At 71.0% G+C, this 18,053-nt stretch carries 20 protein-coding genes and 1 pseudogene; 12 read left to right on the forward strand and 9 right to left on the reverse strand.

Annotated elements, in window-relative coordinates:
- Nucleotides 1–648: 648 nt before the first annotated feature.
- Together ACZ7OO_RS00005 and ACZ7OO_RS00010 are read left to right on the forward strand one after the other, a co-directional pair.
- Entirely contained in the window at nucleotides 649–915 is a 267-nt protein-coding gene (locus ACZ7OO_RS00005; RefSeq protein WP_471499871.1) for a hypothetical protein, read from the forward strand.
- Between the two features lie 191 nt (nucleotides 916–1,106).
- Nucleotides 1,107–1,514, forward strand: coding sequence for a hypothetical protein (locus tag ACZ7OO_RS00010; protein WP_471499873.1), 408 nt, complete (start codon nucleotides 1,107–1,109; stop codon nucleotides 1,512–1,514).
- Nucleotides 1,515–1,591: 77 nt separating this feature from the next.
- Here ACZ7OO_RS00010 and ACZ7OO_RS00015 read toward each other — a convergent pair whose 3' ends face one another.
- The 7 genes and pseudogenes from ACZ7OO_RS00015 to ACZ7OO_RS00045 all read right to left on the reverse strand — a co-directional run bounded on the left by ACZ7OO_RS00015 (nucleotide 1,592) and on the right by ACZ7OO_RS00045 (nucleotide 6,176).
- The gene (locus ACZ7OO_RS00015) at nucleotides 1,592–1,666 is read right to left on the reverse strand and encodes a 50S ribosomal protein bL37 (protein WP_471501192.1); all 75 of its coding nucleotides are present in this window, start codon (nucleotides 1,664–1,666) and stop codon (nucleotides 1,592–1,594) included.
- Nucleotides 1,667–2,239: 573 nt separating this feature from the next.
- Complete coding sequence (locus ACZ7OO_RS00020; protein WP_471499875.1) at nucleotides 2,240–2,545, reverse strand: hypothetical protein; 306 nt, start codon at nucleotides 2,543–2,545, stop codon at nucleotides 2,240–2,242.
- A gap of 212 nt (nucleotides 2,546–2,757) precedes the next feature.
- Nucleotides 2,758–2,976 carry a hypothetical protein gene (locus ACZ7OO_RS00025; RefSeq protein WP_471499877.1) on the reverse strand — a complete coding sequence of 73 codons (219 nt, stop codon included), beginning with the start codon at nucleotides 2,974–2,976 and terminating at the stop codon, nucleotides 2,758–2,760.
- 490 nt (nucleotides 2,977–3,466) lie between these two features.
- A pseudogene (locus tag ACZ7OO_RS00030) lies at nucleotides 3,467–4,231 on the reverse strand (IS256 family transposase); the annotation flags it as partial.
- Nucleotides 4,232–4,661: 430 nt separating this feature from the next.
- Nucleotides 4,662–5,060 carry a TraR/DksA family transcriptional regulator gene (locus ACZ7OO_RS00035; protein ID WP_471499879.1) on the reverse strand — a complete coding sequence of 133 codons (399 nt, stop codon included), beginning with the start codon at nucleotides 5,058–5,060 and terminating at the stop codon, nucleotides 4,662–4,664.
- A 16-nt stretch (nucleotides 5,061–5,076) separates the two neighbouring features.
- Nucleotides 5,077–5,394 carry a DUF2795 domain-containing protein gene (locus tag ACZ7OO_RS00040; protein WP_471499881.1) on the reverse strand — a complete coding sequence of 106 codons (318 nt, stop codon included), beginning with the start codon at nucleotides 5,392–5,394 and terminating at the stop codon, nucleotides 5,077–5,079.
- 236 nt (nucleotides 5,395–5,630) lie between these two features.
- Entirely contained in the window at nucleotides 5,631–6,176 is a 546-nt protein-coding gene (locus ACZ7OO_RS00045) for a hypothetical protein (protein ID WP_471499883.1), read from the reverse strand.
- Between the two features lie 257 nt (nucleotides 6,177–6,433).
- Here ACZ7OO_RS00045 and ACZ7OO_RS00050 point away from each other — a divergent pair, with 257 nt between their 5' ends.
- The 6 genes from ACZ7OO_RS00050 to ACZ7OO_RS00075 all read left to right on the forward strand — a co-directional run bounded on the left by ACZ7OO_RS00050 (nucleotide 6,434) and on the right by ACZ7OO_RS00075 (nucleotide 12,186).
- Entirely contained in the window at nucleotides 6,434–7,648 is a 1,215-nt protein-coding gene (locus ACZ7OO_RS00050) for an NAD(P)/FAD-dependent oxidoreductase (RefSeq protein ID WP_471499885.1), read from the forward strand.
- Between the two features lie 10 nt (nucleotides 7,649–7,658).
- Complete coding sequence (locus tag ACZ7OO_RS00055; RefSeq protein ID WP_471499887.1) at nucleotides 7,659–7,961, forward strand: (2Fe-2S)-binding protein; 303 nt, start codon at nucleotides 7,659–7,661, stop codon at nucleotides 7,959–7,961.
- Nucleotides 7,954–9,357, forward strand: coding sequence for an FAD-dependent oxidoreductase (locus ACZ7OO_RS00060; RefSeq protein WP_471499889.1), 1,404 nt, complete (start codon nucleotides 7,954–7,956; stop codon nucleotides 9,355–9,357). Before ACZ7OO_RS00055 ends, ACZ7OO_RS00060 begins: the two co-directional genes overlap by 8 nt.
- 55 nt (nucleotides 9,358–9,412) lie before the next feature.
- A complete protein-coding gene (locus ACZ7OO_RS00065) occupies nucleotides 9,413–10,318 on the forward strand; it encodes a dihydrodipicolinate synthase family protein (RefSeq protein ID WP_471499891.1) in 906 nt (301 codons plus the stop codon).
- 28 nt (nucleotides 10,319–10,346) lie between these two features.
- Nucleotides 10,347–11,348 carry a proline racemase family protein gene (locus ACZ7OO_RS00070; RefSeq protein ID WP_471499893.1) on the forward strand — a complete coding sequence of 334 codons (1,002 nt, stop codon included), beginning with the start codon at nucleotides 10,347–10,349 and terminating at the stop codon, nucleotides 11,346–11,348.
- A 145-nt stretch (nucleotides 11,349–11,493) separates the two neighbouring features.
- Entirely contained in the window at nucleotides 11,494–12,186 is a 693-nt protein-coding gene (locus tag ACZ7OO_RS00075) for a GntR family transcriptional regulator (protein WP_471499895.1), read from the forward strand.
- Between the two features lie 296 nt (nucleotides 12,187–12,482).
- Here ACZ7OO_RS00075 and ku read toward each other — a convergent pair whose 3' ends face one another.
- Complete coding sequence (ku, locus tag ACZ7OO_RS00080; RefSeq protein ID WP_471499897.1) at nucleotides 12,483–13,529, reverse strand: non-homologous end joining protein Ku; 1,047 nt, start codon at nucleotides 13,527–13,529, stop codon at nucleotides 12,483–12,485.
- A gap of 61 nt (nucleotides 13,530–13,590) precedes the next feature.
- On the opposite strand from ku, the gene ligD reads away from it, so the two are divergent.
- The gene (ligD, locus tag ACZ7OO_RS00085; RefSeq protein WP_471499899.1) at nucleotides 13,591–14,472 is read left to right on the forward strand and encodes a non-homologous end-joining DNA ligase; all 882 of its coding nucleotides are present in this window, start codon (nucleotides 13,591–13,593) and stop codon (nucleotides 14,470–14,472) included.
- A 36-nt stretch (nucleotides 14,473–14,508) separates the two neighbouring features.
- Here the strand turns inward: ligD and ACZ7OO_RS00090 are convergent, their stop codons facing one another.
- The gene (locus ACZ7OO_RS00090; protein ID WP_471499901.1) at nucleotides 14,509–15,312 is read right to left on the reverse strand and encodes a nuclease-related domain-containing protein; all 804 of its coding nucleotides are present in this window, start codon (nucleotides 15,310–15,312) and stop codon (nucleotides 14,509–14,511) included.
- 174 nt (nucleotides 15,313–15,486) lie between these two features.
- Between ACZ7OO_RS00090 and ACZ7OO_RS00095 the strand changes: the two genes are divergently transcribed.
- The 3 genes from ACZ7OO_RS00095 (at nucleotide 15,487) to ACZ7OO_RS00105 (ending at nucleotide 18,026) form a co-directional block, all read left to right on the forward strand.
- The gene (locus ACZ7OO_RS00095; protein ID WP_471501194.1) at nucleotides 15,487–15,918 is read left to right on the forward strand and encodes a protein-tyrosine phosphatase family protein; all 432 of its coding nucleotides are present in this window, start codon (nucleotides 15,487–15,489) and stop codon (nucleotides 15,916–15,918) included.
- A gap of 111 nt (nucleotides 15,919–16,029) precedes the next feature.
- On the forward strand, nucleotides 16,030–16,800 hold the full coding sequence (locus ACZ7OO_RS00100) for a hypothetical protein (RefSeq protein ID WP_471499903.1): 771 nt from the start codon (nucleotides 16,030–16,032) through the stop codon (nucleotides 16,798–16,800).
- On the forward strand, nucleotides 16,797–18,026 hold the full coding sequence (locus tag ACZ7OO_RS00105; RefSeq protein WP_471499905.1) for an ATP-binding protein: 1,230 nt from the start codon (nucleotides 16,797–16,799) through the stop codon (nucleotides 18,024–18,026). Before ACZ7OO_RS00100 ends, ACZ7OO_RS00105 begins: the two co-directional genes overlap by 4 nt.
- Nucleotides 18,027–18,053: the final 27 nt, after the last annotated feature.

The following is an 18,053-nucleotide window of genomic DNA, read 5'->3' on the forward strand; positions in this document are numbered from 1 at the left end:
CCGGTGGCCGTTCTTGTATCCGGACACTCACTCCGACGCCGGGGCAAACGCCCGGATCAGGTGGGAACCGGTACACCACTTCTCAGGACGCAACCCATGGAGCACCAGGCTGGCGCATAGCGAGGTAGCGCCGGTGAAATCTTCACCCAGGGGGCGGGAGGAAGAAGGCCCCCCAGGACTGGCATCAGCTGGATCCTTGCCTCGACATACGGCGAGGTGAAGGAGCGAAGCTCGGTCTGCAGCGGTATTAGCTGGTCGATGGTGGCCGTCCTGACACCGCCGAGCAACGTGTATCGAGCTGCCGCAGCAGTAGCCACTGCGCCTACGACCACGCCACTGAGGCCAATCCAGGCCACAGAGATCTCGGACTGGGCCACCAGCTCCCCCTCAGCTATCGGACGCACAGTCATGCTCATGCTCCCAGGACTGCCCGATCCAGGGAACACCGGCAGACCGTGAAGTGCCCCTACGTCGCATCTCCCTCTTCTTCCAGGGCTTCTGCGATCTTCGCGTTGGCCGCTTCTTCGTGGCCGTCAATGCAGCCGTGATAGCGCCGGTGAATGACCTCCGGAGAGTTGCCAACTCGCCGGGCAACATCGGCGATCGGTACTCCCGGATGGCGTCCCGCTTGGTGACATCACAGGGGACGTGACCCTGAACTGCCCGGTTTCGGGCTATGAGGAGCGGGAGAAGGCTGAGTCACTGTTGGTCGGCTTCCTGTACCTGAGCGAGGGCCGGATGCGGCTGTACGTACGCCATCAGCGAGACTCCGACGTCGTGGGGTGTGACGTCCGGCTCGTGGAGGCAGGGCCGGCCGTGATCGCGGAGGTGTTCTCCCGCTCGCGGGAGCGGGAGCTCTTCGAGGGGCCGGAGGACGATCCGCACTGCACGGCCGTGCTGGATCTGACGCACTGAGCAGATCAACATCGCGTGGGGAGCAACGGGAATCCACCGGCCGAAGACCAAGCCGGTGGATTCCCGCCGGGACCCAATCCATTCCAGCGAAGTCGGTTCGCAGCTCGGCACCGACTCAGGAGAAACTCCATCGACCGAACTCTCCGTGGTGAGGATCATGGCGGGATGGCTGCGTACCTCTACGACCGCTGGTGACGGAGGACGAATACCGCCAGCGCATCCGGCGGCACCGTCCCAGCTCGCTGCTGCCCCTGATCGCCGCAGCGGCGGCCCGCTACGGCACACCCGGGCGGCCGCAGCCCTGGCTGAAAAGCCCGTCGATGATTCACACGCCCTGGGCTCTGGCCGACGCGGCCCGCGTCTGCCTGGCCTACGGCCCGAGCACCAGCGGGGCGGACGCCACCGAGCGTGACCTGCTGGAGATCCTGGCGGCGTACTCCAGCCTGAAGGAACCCACCCTGCACGGCACGGACGAACCCACCGTCCGCCTCCGGGACTTCATGATGCGCCTGGGCGGGCGAGCAGGGAGCCTGGCAGGCCCCGGAGTTCAGCAGTCTCGCCCGTACCGCGGCGCTGTCCCCTGCCGGGCAGACCGATGACAGCCCAGGTCAGCACCCCCCCAGTCTTCAAGAGCCGGCCTCGGTCTCGTCGAGTCCGGCCCTCTGCTCAGGTTGGCTCAGGCGTTGGGACGCTTGCCATGATTCGCCTTCTTCTTCTTGCGGCCGCGTCGCTTGTTCCCTCGCTCAGCCATGGTGCACATCTCCCTAATCCGCGACTTTCTATGCCTTCGTCAGTCTAGATTCGGCCCGGAGTGTCCGCATCAGCGGTGCCTGCGGGCGCGTGCTGCCGGCCACAGGTCGGAGGCAGCGCAGGGCTCGGACCGTCAAGCGCTTTCCAAAGCCCCTGGCCGCGCACTGCGTCATGATCTTGTTGATGGTTGAGTACGCGTGGCCAACGGGCCCAGACCTGCCCGCCGCAGAGGTGGTTCTGCGGAACGGGGCGGCAACCGTCGCACCTCTGCCCGTAGGGACACGGGTCGGCGGAGAGGTCGTTGGCCGCCGGCCCTTCGGCGTCAGGGCTCCGTCGTCCTCGCGGCCGGCCTGAAGCCGCCGGTATGTGCCCGGTACCTCAAGTCGGCTGTGATGGGCGGTTTGTGAGGGGCGGCGGATACGCGCGCAGGCACGGCTTCCGGTGATCATGGAAACCTCATCCCAATGCCGGAACAAACCCCCGGTTCAGGTCGAACCCGTACACCGTCTCCATGGACGCAACCCCCGCCGTACCCACCGGGAGCCCCGTTGCTGAGCCACTCATGCCGGGCCCCTCACCCGGGGCGGCCGCTGGGGATGGCGAGTTCACGGCCACGGTAAAAGCGTTCCCGCTCCTCCACGACGTACGGGGCCATGGCGGCACGTCGCTGCGCCTCCGGCTCGGAGGCCCGCCAGGAGTCGCACGCCTCGCTGGAGTCCCAGAAGGACACCCCGGTGATCTCCTGTCCGTCCTCGGACCAGTACGCGAAGGCGCGGTGCATACCCTGCGGATGGGTGGCCGGCCGCCACGCCTTCTCGAAGTCATCGAGGGTGCCCGGCCGAATGCGGCGCGTCGACACCCAGACGAAGTGTTCCTCCATCTCGTCCTCCTCCGCTACGTCGGCCCGGCTTGTCGGCGCCCATGCGACCACCGTAGGTCCGCGGCACCGATTGCGCCTGAGCAGCGATCGCGGTGCTGCGGAGAATCCCCCCGTGGTGTCGGCAGGGACTGAATCGCGACCCGGTGTGCCCTGTACTGCGCCGTGCGCGGCAGACGTCCCCGGCACGGAAGGCGGGACATGATGGATGTAAATCAGCGTTCCGGGAGGAGGAATGCGAAATGGCCGAATCCGGCCCTTTCGGTACCGACGGTGTGGCGGGCGGCAAATCGCGGTTCGATGACATCTACGACCGTCCGGACCCCCGCGCGTACTTCCAACGGCTCGCGCCGCTTGAGTACGAGATCCCGCATCATGCCCAGCCGGTCTTCCGGCAGGTGGCAACCGACCGGGCCGCGCTCGACGACGGCCACCCCGGCAGACCGGCGATGCTGGACGTGTGCTGCTCGTACGGGATCAACGCCGCGCTACTCAACCACGAAGTCACCCTGGCGGAGATGTACGAGCGGTACACCTCCCCTGCTTGCCGGACGATGTCGAGGGCCGAGCTCGCCGCATGGGACAAGGAGTTCTATGCCGAGCGACGCCGACCGGACGCAGTACCTGTCTTGGGCCTGGACGTCGCGGCACCGGCCGTGCAGTACGCACTCGAGGTGGGACTACTGGACGCCGCCTTCACCGACGACCTGGAACAGAGCCCACCCAGCCCCGGGCTGAGGCGCGCGCTCGCCGAGGTCGGCCTCATCACGCTGACAGGCGGCGGCAGCTACATCACCGCCCGCACTTTCAGGGCGCTGCTGGACAGTGTCAGAAGGCCGGTGTGGGTCAGCGCGTTCGTGCTGCGGACCGTGTCGTACCACCCGATCGTCCGGGCACTGGCCGTGCACGGTCTGAGCACCGCCGTCGATGTCGCTGCCACGACGCGCCCGGCAGGACCGCGCCGATCGCGCTCACCAGGCCGGTGTGGGCGTCGGAGACGACCAGTTGGACGCCGGACAGGCCGCGGGCGGTCAGCGAGCGCAGGAAGGCAAGCCAGCCCGCACCGTCCTCGGCTGTGGCGACATCGATGCCGAGGATCTCGCGGTGCCCGTCGGCGTTGACGCCGACGGCGATCAGCGCGTGGACGTTGATGATGCGGCCGCCCTCGCGGACCTTCTGGGTGAGCGCGTCGACCCAGACAAACGCGTAAGGCCCCTGGTCCAGGGGCCGGTTGCGGAAAGCGGTGACCTGCTCGTCCAGGTGCTTGGCCATTGCAGAGACCTGGGACTTCGACAGCTGGGTGACGCCGAGGGACTCGGCGAGCTTCTCGACGCGGCGGGTGGAGACGCCGAGCAGGTAGGCGGTGGCGACGACCGAGATGAGGGCCTGCTCGGCCCGGCGACGGCGCTCCAGGAGCCAGTGCGGGAAGTAACTGCCCTGGCGCAGCTTGGGGACAGCGAGTTCGACGGTGCCGGCCCTTGTGTCCCACTCGCGCGGGCGGTAGCCGTTGCGATGGTTGACGCGTTCGTCGCTGACCTGCCCGTATTCGGCGCCGCAGAGGGCGTCGGCCTCCGCGGACATGAGGGCGTCGGCGAACGTTTTGATCATCGCGCGCAGCAGATCCGGACTCGCCGCGGCGAGGTTGTCCTCGGCGAGGGCGTGCAGGGGCAGACTGTCGGGTGCGGTCATCGTGCTGATCTCCTTCGTGACTCGACATCTCGAAGATCAGCCGGTGGCCGTTCATCTATGCGGGGACCATCCCGATGCCGGAGCAAACCCCCGGATCAGGTCGAACCCGTACACCACTTCCCTGGACGCAACCGAGACTGCGCGGAGGTACTGAGATGAGTGCCGGAGAGAAAGCCAAGGGCGCCGCCCTCGAAGCGCGGGGCAGGTTGCGGGGCGAAAAAGAGAGGACCAAGGACGCCTTCAAGCGCTGACAATGTCGTGGCACCGAGTCACCATGGCCGGGTGGCACTGACCCGTTTGCAGAGGCGGTGGCCATCGGCGAGCGGTACCAGCAGGGGGCGCTGCAGGGGCGGTTCGCAGCGTGCTCCCGCGAGGTAGGAGCCTCGTGCGGTCGGTGGCGGCTGGTCGGTGGTTCGTGGCGGCCTCTCGGTCAGCCGCCGGCGACCGCCGCGCAGCGGACGCAGGTGGTCGCCGCAGGGCGTACTTCGAGGCGCTCCCTCGGTATCGGCTCGCCGCACACAGCACACTGTCCGTATTCGCCCGCCTCCAGCCGTTCCAGCGCCCGATCCACGTCGTCCAGATGGTGGCGGGTCTGCGCCAGCAAGGAGGCGACGTGGGCTCGCTCGAAGGCGGTGCTCGACCCCTCCGGGTCGTGTTCGTCGTCGATCGCCACCAGCGCGTTGGCTTCGACGATCCCATCGAATTCACTGCTCAGTGCGGCTATCTGGCTGACCGTGTCGACGCGGTCGGCTGCCAGCAGCCTCCGCAGCGAGTCGCGCTCGTCCGGGGAGTCGGTGTAGTGGGGGGTACCGCCGTGGGGGTCGGTCATGGGGGTCCGAACGGTGTCAGCGGTCGAGTTCCTCTTGTATCGGCGTCTTCGGCTCTTCCCGCAGGTGCTGGGAGAGCCCGGGCTTGCCGCCGTCGCGGGCCTGGGCGGCGCGCTGTGTGGCGTTGTAGTCCAGGTCCGAGTCCGGGTCGACGCGGACCGAACGGGCCACCTCCTCGCGGCTGGCGTACCGCTCCGGCGGGACGCCCCGCAGCGCCTTCACCACCTCTTCCGGGGCGCCTGCCGAACGCGCGGCCGTGACCAGCTCGTCCTTGTCCGCCGGGAAGTCGACGTCCTTGAGCGCGCCCAGCACTTCCGGAACGCTGGTGTGGGCCATGGGAACCTCCTTGCGTTACCGGTCTGCGTTACCGGTCTGCGTTACCGGTCTTCGATGTTTGTCCCTGTCGGTTTGTCCCTGTCGATTCCGGCTTTGCCCATCGCCTCACGGCGCGTGCGGGAGACGGCCCGGTGTCACGGCGGCCGTCCGAGGACTCGGGGACTCCGCGTCCCGGTTCCGCTACGGCTCCATTGGGACCACGTCGGTGGCGCCCGCGTACCCGTGCCGGACGCCGGTCATGTGCGACCTCGGAAAACCTCCCGCGCCTTGCGGATACGGAGCTCTTCCAATGTGCTCAGCTGCCGTTCCGCCCTCGCGAGGAGCTCGTCGAGCTGCCGCTGGTCGAGGCGGTCGTCCGTGTCCGCGAGTGTGCGCAGCGTCCGCCAGCCGGCCGCCTTTCCCTCGACGCCGAGTCGCAGGAATTCGAGTTCCACCACCGTGGTGAGCGGAGAGCGGCCGATGATGCGTCCGTTGGGCTTGAACCGCCCCGCCCACTCGGCCGTGCCGGCCGCCAGGACCTTGTACCGGCGTGCCGGGACCCCGAGCCGGCCCATGATCTCCAGCAGGCTCGCACGGTCCTGCTCGATCTCCTCGGCGATCGGTTCCAGCACGTCACCGAGCGGGGTGCCCCGGGTCGCGTCGGCGACGTAGCGTGCGCGGCGGGTGCCGATGGTCGACCCCGCCAGGTGGTCGTTGAGATAGATGCCGAGCAGGTCCGACCGGAGCGGACCGGCCGGCCGCGTACTGGTTGTGCTCCCCCTGGGGACATCACTCGTACTCATACAGACTCCCTGTCGGCTACAGACTCCCTGTCGGCGCAGGCCCTTGCTTTGACGAGTCCCGGGTACCCATCCGGGAGCCGTGCCCGCAAGTGACGCCTTTATTTGCCTGCATCGCCTCGCCGGGCGCTGGGCAACGGAGCAGCCTCCGCTTCAGGGGCCGACACGCCCAGCCGGGCCCGCGCCAGGGTGGACGGTTCGTCGGAGATTCCTCGCGACAGACCGTTCTCGAGCAGGGGGGTATGTGACATAGTACTGGTGTGAGCAAGCGACTGACCTGCGATGTCGTGGTCGTCGGGGCCGGGATGGTGGGTGCGGCGTGCGCTCTGTACGCGGCTCGGGCGGGGCTCGACGTGATCGTCGTCGACCGTGGTCCGGTTGCCGGGGGTACGACCGGAGCGGGTGAGGGCAACCTCCTGGTTTCCGACAAGGTGCCCGGGCCGGAGCTGGACCTCGCGCTGCTGTCGGGCCGGCTGTGGGCGGACCTCGCCGACGAGTTCGGGGCGGCCGTCGAGTACGAGGCCAAGGGGGGCCTGGTCGTCGCCGCTTCCCCGGGCGGGCTCGCCACCCTGGAACGGTTCGCCGACGGACAGCGCACCGCGGGAGTCCTCGCCACACCGGTCGACGGCACAGACCTGTACGACCTCGAACCCCACCTCGCTCCCGGCCTGCCCGGCGCCGTGCACTACCCGCAGGACGCCCAGGTGATGCCCGCCCTGGCCGCCGCCCATCTGCTCCGCGCTTCCGGTGCCCGGCTGCTCACCGGCCATACCGTGACCGGCGTACCGCGCACCCCCGACGGCGCGGTGCGCGGAGTCCGTACGGACCAGGGCGACATCGACGCGCCCGCGGTCGTCAACGCCGCCGGCACCTGGGGCGCCGACATCGCCGCGCTCGCGGGCGCCCACCTCCCGGTCCTCCCGCGCCGCGGCTTCGTCCTCGTCACCGAGCCCCTCCCGCGCCTGGTGCGCCACAAGGTGTACGCCGCCGACTACGTGGCCGACGTGGCCAGTGACTCGTCCGCGTTGCAGACCTCGCCGGTTGTGGAGGGAACGGCTGCGGGGCCGGTGCTGATCGGCGCGAGCCGGGAACGGGTCGGTTTCGACCGGGCCTTCTCGCTGCCGGTCATGCGGGCCCTGGCGGCGGGCGCGACACGGCTGTTCCCGTTCCTGGCGGGTGTCCGCGCCACTCGCGCGTACCTCGGCTTTCGCCCGTACATGCCCGACCACCTGCCCGCCATCGGCCCCGACCCGCGCGTCCCCGGCCTCCACCACGCCTGCGGCCACGAAGGCGCCGGCATCGGACTCGCCACCGGCACCGGGCACTTGATCGCACAGGCCCTGACCGCGAAGACGCCGGGCCTGGGCCAGGGCCTGGGCCCGGATCTGGACCTCGCGCCCTTCCGTCCCGACCGCTTCCCCGCCGACCACTTTGCCGCCGACCACTTTGCCGCGGACCGCTTTCCCGCCGACTAGAGGAGACCGCGTGCGATCCCCCCTGGAACTCGCCGACGCCCAGCCGGGACCGGCGTTCACGGTCACCCTCGACGGGCGCGAGATCGAGGCCCGGCCCGGCCAGACCGTCGCCGCCGCGCTCTGGGCGGCCGGTGTCATCTCCTGGCGTACCACCCGCGGCGAGGGCCGCCCCCGCGGTGTCTTCTGTGGCATCGGCGTCTGCTTCGACTGTCTGGTGACGGTCAACGACCGTACGAACCAACGTGCCTGCCTGGTACCCCTTCGGCCCGGCGACGCGATCCGTACGCAGGAGGGGACGGGCCACGATGACTGACCAGCCGCATCTCGCCGTGATCGGTGCGGGGCCGGCCGGACTCGCCGCCACCGTCGCCGCCGCCTCCGGCGGTGTACGGGTCACGCTCATCGACTCGGCCGCGGAGGCCGGCGGGCAGTTCTACCGCCGGCCCGCCGCAGAGCTGGGCGCCCGACGTCCCCAGGCCCTGCATCACCAGTGGCGGACGTGGGAGCGGTTGCGGAATGCCCTGGAGACCCACGTACGGGCCGCCCGAGTAAAGCATTTGACGGATCGTCACGTGTGGTTCGTGGAGCGGGTGGACGGCTGCTTCGTCGTGCACGCGCTGCTCGGTCCCGCGCAGGAGGAGCCCGTCGCCGTACGTGCCGACGCCGTCCTCCTCGCCACCGGCGGTCACGAGAAGGTGCTGCCCTTCCCCGGCTGGACCCTGCCCGGCGTCGTCACCGCGGGTGGCGCCCAGGCCATGCTCAAGGGCTCCCTCGTGGTCCCCGGACGCACCGCCGTCGTCGCCGGTACCGGACCGCTGCTCCTCCCCGTCGCGACCGGCCTCGCCGCGGCCGGCGTCGAGGTGGCCGCGCTCGTCGAGTCCGCCGACCCCAAGGCGTTCGTACGACGGACCCGCGCGCTGGCCGCCCAGCCCGGCAAGGTCGTCGAGGGTGCCCAGTACGGCGTCCAGCTGCTTCGGCACCGGGTGCGCACCCTCGTCCGCCACACCGTCGTCGAGGCGCACGGCACCGAGCGGCTGGAGGCGGTCACCGTGGCCGCCCTCGACGGCGCCGGGCGGGTCAGGCCCGGCACCGAGCGTCGTATCGTCTGCGACACCCTCGCCGTCGGCCACGGCATGCTCCCGCACACCGACCTTGCCGAGGCGCTGGGCTGTCACCTCGACGGCATGGCGGTCCGGGTCGACGGCGAGCAGCGCACCGACGTCCCCGGCGTCTGGGCCGCGGGCGAGACCACCGGCATCGGCGGCTCCGCCCTCTCCCTCGCCGAGGGGCATATCGCGGGCCGGTCCGCCGCGGCACGGCTGCACGGCGCCGAACCCGACCCGCGCGCCTGGGCGGCGGCCGTGCGGTCCCGTACCCGGTTGCGGGAGTTCTTCGCCGCGCTGGACACCGTCTACACCCCGCCCGCCCAGTGGACCGAGCAGGTCACCGACGACACCGTGGTCTGCCGGTGCGAGGAGGTCACCGGGGGTGCGATCCGGGAGGCCGTCGCGGAGCTCGGCGCCGGTGACGTACGCACCGTGAAGCTGCTGACCCGGGCCGGGATGGGCTGGTGCCAGGGGCGGGTTTGCGGGCCCGCGGTGGCGGGACTGGCCGGGTGCGAGCTCACGCCCTCGCGGCGGCCGTTCGCCCGGCCGGTGCCCCTAGGAGTCCTGGCCGCCGCCGGAGAACGAGAACCCGAGGACGACTGAGTAAACCAGGCCAATCAGTAAAATGTCACACCCTATTGATGAGGATGGGACCGAGATGACCGTCACCGAGAGCACCGGCAACCGCCCATGGCGCGGCGTCCTCGTCGCCACCGCCCTCCCGCTCAACGACGACCTGTCCGTGAACCACGACCGGTACGCCGAGCACTGCGTCTGGCTGGTGGCGAACGGCTGCGACGGTGTCGTACCGAACGGCTCGCTCGGCGAGTACCAGACACTCACCGCCGAGGAGCGCGCCAGGGTCGTGGAGACGGCCGTGGCCGCCATCGGCGGCGAGCGCGTGATGCCCGGTGTCGCCGCCTACGGCTCGGCCGAGGCCCGCTGCTGGGCCGAGCAGGCCCGGGACGCCGGCTGCGCCTCCGTGATGCTGCTGCCGCCCAACGCCTACCGCGCCGACGAGCGCTCGGTGCTGGCGCACTACGCGGAGGTCGCGAAGGCGGGGGTCCCGGTCGTCGCGTACAACAACCCCATCGACACCAAGGTCGACCTGGTCCCGGAGCTGCTGGCCAAGTTGCACGCCGAAGGCTTCGTCCACGCCGTCAAGGAGTTCTCCGGCGACGTCCGCCGTGCCTACCGGCTCGCCGAACTCGCCCCGGAACTGGACCTGTTGATCGGCGCCGACGACGTCCTGCTGGAGCTGGCGATCGCCGGTGCCAAGGGCTGGGTGGCCGGCTACCCGAACGCGCTGCCCCGCGCGAGCGTCAAGCTGTACCGGGCGGCCGTGGGCGGCGGCCTCGCGACCGCCAAGAAGCTGTACGAGCAGTTGCACCCGCTGCTGCGCTGGGACTCCAAGGTCGAGTTCGTGCAGGCCATCAAGTTGTCCATGGACATCGTCGGCCGGCCCGGCGGTCCCGTCCGTCCGCCGCGGGTGCCGCTGCTGCCCGCGCAGGAGGCCGCCGTCCGCGCCGCCACCGAGCGGGCCGTCGCCGCCGGACTCGCGTAACCGACCCGGACCACTCACCAGGAGCGTCATGCGCAGCAAACTCGTCCTGCACGCCGTCGACTCGCACACCGAGGGCATGCCCACCCGAGTGATCACCGGCGGGATCGGCACCGTTCCCGGCGCGACCATGAACGAGCGGCGGCTGTACTTCCGTGAACACCGCGACGACATCAAGCAGTTGCTGATGAACGAGCCGCGCGGGCACTCGGCGATGAGCGGGGCGGTCCTGCAACCCCCGACCCGGGCCGACTGCGACTGGGGTGTGATCTACATCGAGGTCTCCGGTTATCTGCCGATGTGCGGGCACGGCACCATCGGTGTGGCCACCGTGCTGGTGGAGACCGGCATGGTCGAGGTCGTCGAGCCGGTCACCACGATCCGGCTCGACACCCCGGCGGGTCTCGTCGTCGCCGAGGTCGCGGTGGAGAACGGGGCGGCCCGGCATGTCACCCTCGCGAACGTGCCGTCCTTCTCCGTCGGCCTCGACCGCAAGATCACCCTCGTCGGCGGGCGGACGGTGACATACGACATGGCATACGGCGGCAACTTCTACGCCATCCTGCCGCTGGATGAGTTCGGCCTGCCCTTCGACCGTTCCCGCAAGGAGGACATCCTCAAGGCCGGTCTCTCGCTCATGGAGGCGATCAACGCAGAGGCGGAGCCCGTCCATCCGGAGGACCCGTCCATCCGCGGCTGCCACCACGTCCATCTCATCGCGCCCGGCGCAACCGCCCGACACTCCCGGCACGCGATGGCCATCCACCCCGGCTGGTTCGACCGCTCCCCCTGCGGCACCGGCACCAGCGCACGCATGGCCCAGCTGCACGCCCGCGGCGAACTCCCCCTCAACACCGAGTTCGTGAACGAGTCCTTCATCGGGACGCGGTTCACCGGCCGGCTCCTCGGCACCACCGAGGTCGCCGGCCGCCCCGCCGTCCTGCCCAGCTTCACCGGCCGGGCCTGGATCACCGGCACCGCCCAGTACCTGCTCGACCCGACCGACCCGTTCCCGACCGGCTTCGTCCTTTAAGGGCCGACTTCAGGGGCCGACCGTCCGACCTCGGCACCGCCACCAGCGATACTTATGGTGCATGACATAGCACACGACGCCGAGAGCGTGCACGTGCGCCTCTCCCACGCCTCAGACACCGCACGTGCCGTACGAGGAGACACCCATGCCCGCCGCCCAGCACAGCTCACCCGCCGCCGCTCCCCCGCGCCTGCCCACCCTGGGCGGCAAGAAGAGCAGCTACCGGGAACGGGTCGCCGACGCCCTGCGGGCCGCGCTGATCGCCGGTGAGCTGCGCCCCGGCGAGGTGTACTCCGCGCCGACGCTCGCCGCCCGTTTCGGCGTCTCGGCGACCCCGGTGCGCGAGGCCATGCTGGACCTGGTCAGGGAGGGCGTGGTCGACACCGTCCCCAACAAGGGGTTCCGGGTCACCGACGTCTCCGAGAAGCAGCTCGACGAGTACACCCACGTCCGTGCCCTCATCGAGATCCCGACCGTGGTGGAGCTGGCGAGGACCGCCGACCCGGTCTCCCTGGAGGCGTTGCGCCCCGCCGCCCGGGAGATCGTCCACGCCGCCGTGGCGGGGGACCTGATCTCCTACGTCGACGCCGACACCCGCTTCCACCTCGGTCTGCTGGCCCTCGCCGGCAACTCCCACCTCGTCGAGGTCGTCGGGGACCTGCGGGGGCGCTCCCGCCTCTACGGCCTCACCGCCCTGCTGGAGGCGGGCCGTCTGCTGGCCTCCGCCGAGGAGCACCTCGAGATTCTCGACGCGCTCATCACCCGCGACGAGAAGGCCGTCCACGAGGTCATGACCCGCCACATCGGGCACGTCCGCGGGCTCTGGGCGGCCCAGTAGACCCGCCGTACCACTTCGCCACCACCGCACCGCGAGCCGCAGTCACCGCCGCAACCGTCGTCGCAGGCGCGCCACCACCGCAGCCGCGAACCGGGACCCTCGTCGCAGCCGCCACCGAAGCCGCCGACCCCCTGCCGCCGGGCTGTGCTGCAATCGGCGTATACATCTTGACGAGCTGCGTGATCTGCTGCTCCGGCATGCGCGGCCGGATCTGAGCACCGATATCGAGGGTGTTCGCCTGTCGAAGTTCCTGTGACCTACCTTCGGGGCACGTCGTCGTGCGGAGTCACACGGAGTTATGCGGAGCGTTTGCGAGGCGTGGTCTTCTTCGCGGTCGTCTTCTTCGCGGTCGTCCTCTTCGCGGTCGTCCTCTTCGCGGTCGTCTTCTCAGCGGTCGTCTTCTTAGCGGTCGTCTTCTTCTCCGTGGCCTTCTTCGCGGCTGCCGACTTCGTCGCGGATTCTTTCGCTGTCGTCTTCTTCGCCGCAGACTTCTTCGCCGCGGATTTCTTCGCCGCGGTCTTCTTCGTGGTACCCCTGCTCGGCAGAGGAGTTACCTCCGCCTCCTCGCCCCGCGTCTCCTTCGCCGCCCGCACGCTCTTCTCCAGGGCCGCCATCAGGTCGAGTACCTTGCCGCCGTTCGCCGGTTCGGGGGCCCCCGGTGGGGCCTCGCCGGCCGCCTTCGCCGCGATGACCTCCTCCAGGGCCGCCCGGTACTCGTCGTGCAGGTCATTGAGCTCGACCTCGCCCAGGGTGTCCATCAGGGCGTCCGCGAGGTCGAGTTCCTTGTCGCGGACGGTGACGTCGACATCGGGGGTGACGCCCTCCGGGGCGCGGACCTCGTCCGGCCAGAGCAGGCCGTGCATGGCGATGGCGTCGCCGACCACGCGGAGCATGCCGAGGCGTTCGCGGCCGCGCAGCGCGTATTTCGCGATGGCCACCTTGTGGCTGCGTTTCAGGGCCTCCCGCAGGAGGGTGTACGGCTTCGCGGCGGGGGCGCCGGAGGCAGCCAGGTAGTACGCCGCATCCATCTGGAGCGGGTCGATCCGGTCGGCCGGGACGAAGGCGACGATCTCGATGGTGCGGGCGGTGGGGATGGGCAGGCGGGACAGGTCGTCGTCGGTGATCGGGATGACCGTGCCGTCGGCGTCCTCGTACCCCTTGCCGATCTCCGACTGGGTGACCTCGCGGTCCTCCAGTTCGCAGAACTTGCGGTAGCGGATCCGGCCGTTGTCCTCGGTGTGGATCTGGCGGAAGGAGATCGAGTGACTCTCCGTCGCGTTCACCAGCTTGATCGGGATGCTGACGAGGCCGAAGGAGATCGCGCCGTTCCAAATGGATCGCACCTGCGGCTTCCCTCCGTCCGAACCGTCCGAATACCAAGGCTTTGTATGAGATTGTCATCGTATGACGCCGATCACAGAGGTGGACGGGCGAAGGGTCGCGCTCAGCAACCTGGAGAAGGTGCTGTATCCGGCGACCGGGTTCACCAAGGGCGAGCTGCTGCACTACTACGCGACGTCGGCCGAGGTCCTGCTGCCGCATCTGCGCGACCGGCCGGTGTCCTTCCTGCGCTATCCGGACGGGCCGGACGGCCAGGTGTTCTTCACCAAGAACGTGCCGCCGGGTACGCCCGAGTGGGTCACCACCGCCGAGGTGCGTCGGTCGGACGGACCGGCCCGGATGGTGCTGGTGCAGGACCTGGCCAGCCTGATGTGGGCGGCGAACCTGGTCACCGAGTTCCATACGCATCAGTGGCTGGTGCACACGCCGGACGAGGCCGACCGGATCGTCTTCGACCTGGACCCCGGGGCTCCGGCGACGGTGGTGCAGTGCTGTGAGGTCGCGCTGTGGCTGCGGGAGCGGCTGGCCGCGGACGGGATCGAGGCGCACGTCAAGACGGCCGGTTCGAAGGGGCTGCATCTGCTGGCGGGGGTGCGGGGGGCGTCCAGCCAGCGGGTGAGCGAGTACGCCAAGGGGCTGGCCGTGGCGGCGGAGCGGGAGATGCCGCGGCTGGTCGTGCACCGGATGACACGGAGTCTGCGGCCGGGGAAGGTGTTCGTGGACTGGAGCCAGAACGCGGGGCGGAAGACGACGGCGGCCCCGTACACGGTCCGGGCGCGGCGGGAGCCGATGGTGTCGACGCCGGTGACCTGGGAGGAGGTCGCGGCCTGCCGGCGCGTGGAGGAGCTGGAGTTCCGGGCCGGGGACATCCCGGGGCGGGTCGAGGAGTACGGGGACCTGCTCGCGCCGCTGCTGGACGCGGAGCGGGCGGCGCCGCTGCCGTAGGGAGTCGCCGAGCAGCGCCGGACAGGCCGAGGGTGGTTACACCCTCCCCCACGTGTTGCGGTCCCGCGCCATCGCGTGCAGTGCCTCGACGTCCGCCGGTTTGAGCACTCCGCCCAGGCGGGCCAGTCCCTCCAGGTCCCGATCGCGGAGGATGCGGACCTCGCGGGGCGGGGCCGTCAGCGTGATGTCCGCCGGGTCGGTCAGGGCCAGGACGGGACGGACCTCGGCCGTGAGGGCGTACGAGGCCCGGTCGGCGTCCGCGCGCAGCCGACGCAGCAGCGGCCGGGGGTCGCGGCGGCCCAGGGTGACCATCGGGTCGGCGACCAGGACCTTCTGCCTGCGGGCGTACAGCGAGTGCACGCAGAAGAGGCCGCCGGGGCCGATCAGCAGATGGTGGAGGCGGTCGCCGCCGCGGAGCGGGACGGAGTGCAGGGCGTGCCAGCCCGCGCCGTCCAGGTGGTCCAGGGCGTCGCCGACGGTCTGCTCGGCGGTCAGGGCGCGGCGGCGCGGGTCCGGGCGGAGGCGGTGGGCCGGGCCGGGGTCCCGGTCGAGGGCGATCAGCAGCGCCTCGCCGGGGCGGTTGGGCGCGAGGTCGTCGTCGGGGTGCAAGGTCAGCCGCGCCAGTTCGGCGGGCGTGGGCACCGGTGGCGGGCCGACCGTGACGGGGCCGGTCAGGAACGGCCTCAGGGTTTCGAGTACGTCGTCCCGGCGCTCCTCGCTGAGCAGGTTCACCCGGCCCGCCTCACGGTCGTACCAGGCGATGTTCCGTCCGTCCGTGAGGCAGACGTACAGCCGTTCCTGGCCCTGGCGCCAGGTCGGCACGACGCGCAGTCCGCTCATTACGCATCACCCCTCGACCATGGGAACAGGCGGGGTGCTCCGCGGGCAAGAACCCCGCTACCTTTGACAGGGGTTGGCGCGCGCAGCGGGGAGGCGCCGGTGCGGATCCATGGCGAGCAGGACGAGGTTCCGGCTGCGGACAGACCGTGGAGCGAGGTGCTGCCCGGGCTCTGGATGGGCGGCCATGAGTTCCGGGGGCGTGCGGGGCGGCTGGAGTCCGCCGTCGTACGGGACGAGTTCGATCTTGTGCAGAGTCTGCTGCGGGTGCCCGGGCACGGGCCGGACACCGGGGTCGAGCATCATGTGTGGCCGATTCCCGACGGACCGCTGGACGGTACCCAGCTGGCGGGCGTGATCCGGCTCGCCCGGGCGGCCAGCGAGGCCCTGGATTCCGGGCGGTCGGTGCTGGTGCGCTGCCACAGCGGGTACAACCGGTCGGGGCTGGTGGTCGCGCAGGCGCTGGTGCACCGGGGGCGTACGGCCGAGGAGGCGATCCGGCTGGTGCGGGCCCGGCGCTCGCCCTGGGCGCTGCACAACGAGCTGTTCGTCGCCTATCTCCGCGCCGGCCTGTCCACCGCCCGGCTGCTCGAGGAGCTCGCCGAGTAGCCTCTCCCCCGCACCGGCCACCCCGAGGTGCAAAAAGGACTTCCCTACGAATCTGCGAATAAGGTGTACGGGGCCCCGAGACCCACAACCCCCGAACCGCCCAGGAGCAGCGTGCCGACCCGTCGTCCCTTCCGTACCGCCCTCGCCGCCACCGCCGTCGCCCTTCTGGCGACGGCGGTGGCGGGCTGTGGCGACTCCGGCGGCCTGCAGGGGGCCGGGGCCACCCCGACGGCGGTCAGCCCTGTGAAGCTCTGGCCCGACCTGCGGCCGGCGTCCAGCCCGGCCTGGCCCTACGACGAGGGCAGCGCGCAGACCGTCAGGGGCGTCACGGTTCCCGGCGACGACCTCCGCAGTGTCGACCCGGTGGCCGTCGTAGGGGCGGAGATCGCCTCGGGCTCGGCGGACTACGGAGCCAAGGGCGCCTACCACGAGACCGCGAACCGGATGAAGGAGTGCGCGGCCGGGGGCGGCGGGTCGCGGTGTCCGCTGCTGAAGCCGTACTACCGGGATCTGACCGGGGACGGGCGGGACGAGCTGACGCTCGGCTTCCGGCTGTATCCGACCAACCAGACCGCGCTGCGCGTCTACACCGCCGAGCAGCACAAGCTGGTGCAGGTGCTGGAGGACAACGACGCGATCATCGGCGTCGAGCTGGCCGGGCGGACGGTCATCGTGCGGTCGCCGGCCGGGATCAGCGGGTACGAGTACCGGACGACCTGGGCGTGGGATCCGGAGCAGAAGGCGATGGTGTTCTCCCGGGACGAGTTCCTGCGCACCGGCAAGGCGCGGCACACCCACACTCCGGCACCCTCCGCCTCCGCCACCCCCGCCACCCCCGCCACCCCCGCCGCGTCCGCCTCCGCCTCCGCGAGCGCGCGATGAGGCTCCCCCGCTGGGCCGGGACGCTCGCGGCGAAGTCGGCCGCGTTCATCACGGTGATGTGCTGTGCGCTGGCCGCGCTGCTCGGCGTGCTCGTGCATGTGTCGGTCACCGACCAGACCGTCGCCCAGGCCCGTGACCAGGCGCTGTCCCGGCTCGCGGACGCGACGACCGCGTACGAGTCGGGCGACGCGCTGCTGCCGGGCTCCGCGATCGACCCGGCCGGGCTGCCGCCGCGGCTGCGGGCGCTGGCGGTGGCCGGGGAGCGCGGCACGATGGTCACCAGGGACGGCGGTCGCCCCACGATGTGGGCGGCGGGCCCGGCCGACCGCGGCCGGGCGCTCGCGGTGGCCGTCGACTACTCCCAGCAGGCCCGTACGACCGCCGGCCTCGACCGCTCCATCCTCTGGTCGTCGGCCCTCGCCATCGGGGCGACGCTGCTGGTCGGCGCGTGCGCGGTGACCCGGGTGACCCGGCGACTGCACGGCACCGCGCAGGTGGCCCGCCGGATCAGCGCCGGGGACCTGGACGCGCGGGTGCACGACCCCTTGACGAAGGATCCGACCCGGCCGCAGGACGAGGTGGCCGCGGTCGCCGCCGCGCTGGACGGCATGGCCGCGTCACTGCAGAGCAAGCTGCTGAGCGAGCAGCGGTTCACCGCCGACGTGGCGCACGAGCTGCGGACACCGCTGACCGGGCTGCACGCGGCGGCGGAACTGCTGCCTCCGGGGCGGCCGACGGAACTGGTGCGGGACCGGGTCGCCGCGCTGCGCACGCTCACCGAGGACCTGCTGGAGATCTCCCGTCTCGACACGGGCCGGGAGCGGCTGGAGACCGACGCGGAGGCGCTGGGCGCGCTGGCCGAGCGGGTGGTGCGGGCGTCCGGGACGGAGACCGAGGTGAAGGTCGTACGGGACGTGTGGGTGGAGACGGACCGGCGGCGGCTGGAACGGGTGCTGGGGAACCTGGTCGCCAACGCGCACCGTCACGGGCGGCCACCGGTGGTGCTGACGGTGGAGGGGAAGGAGGTCACCGTGCGGGATCACGGGGGCGGGTTTCCCGAGTACCTGTTGGCACACGGTCCCCAGCGGTTCCGGACGGAGGGCGGGACCAAGGGCCATGGGCTGGGGCTGACGATCGCGGCGGGGCAGGCGGAGGTGCTGGGGGCGCGGCTGTCGTTCGCGAACGCGATCGGCGGTGGGGCTGTGGCGACGTTGACGCTGCCGTAGGGGGCTGCGGGGCTGCGGGTACCTTGT

It is taken from the genome of Streptomyces sp. NPDC111744 (genome assembly GCF_055634995.1).

What these genes read in the sequence shown, in the direction of transcription:
- ACZ7OO_RS00020 (WP_471499875.1), bottom strand. Translation starts at nt 2,545, where the DNA reads ATGGAGGAACACTTCGTCTGGGTGTCGACGCGCCGCATTCGGCCGGGC.
- ACZ7OO_RS00035 (WP_471499879.1), bottom strand. Translation starts at nt 5,060, where the DNA reads ATGACCGACCCCCACGGCGGTACCCCCCACTACACCGACTCCCCGGAC.
- ACZ7OO_RS00040 (WP_471499881.1), bottom strand. Translation starts at nt 5,394, where the DNA reads ATGGCCCACACCAGCGTTCCGGAAGTGCTGGGCGCGCTCAAGGACGTC.
- ACZ7OO_RS00045 (WP_471499883.1), bottom strand. Translation starts at nt 6,176, where the DNA reads ATGAGTACGAGTGATGTCCCCAGGGGGAGCACAACCAGTACGCGGCCG.
- ACZ7OO_RS00060 (WP_471499889.1), top strand. Translation starts at nt 7,954, where the DNA reads ATGACTGACCAGCCGCATCTCGCCGTGATCGGTGCGGGGCCGGCCGGA.
- ACZ7OO_RS00065 (WP_471499891.1), top strand. Translation starts at nt 9,413, where the DNA reads ATGACCGTCACCGAGAGCACCGGCAACCGCCCATGGCGCGGCGTCCTC.
- ACZ7OO_RS00070 (WP_471499893.1), top strand. Translation starts at nt 10,347, where the DNA reads ATGCGCAGCAAACTCGTCCTGCACGCCGTCGACTCGCACACCGAGGGC.
- ACZ7OO_RS00075 (WP_471499895.1), top strand. Translation starts at nt 11,494, where the DNA reads ATGCCCGCCGCCCAGCACAGCTCACCCGCCGCCGCTCCCCCGCGCCTG.
- ligD (WP_471499899.1), top strand. Translation starts at nt 13,591, where the DNA reads ATGACGCCGATCACAGAGGTGGACGGGCGAAGGGTCGCGCTCAGCAAC.
- ACZ7OO_RS00090 (WP_471499901.1), bottom strand. Translation starts at nt 15,312, where the DNA reads ATGAGCGGACTGCGCGTCGTGCCGACCTGGCGCCAGGGCCAGGAACGG.
- ACZ7OO_RS00095 (WP_471501194.1), top strand. Translation starts at nt 15,487, where the DNA reads ATGGGCGGCCATGAGTTCCGGGGGCGTGCGGGGCGGCTGGAGTCCGCC.
- ACZ7OO_RS00105 (WP_471499905.1), top strand. Translation starts at nt 16,797, where the DNA reads ATGAGGCTCCCCCGCTGGGCCGGGACGCTCGCGGCGAAGTCGGCCGCG.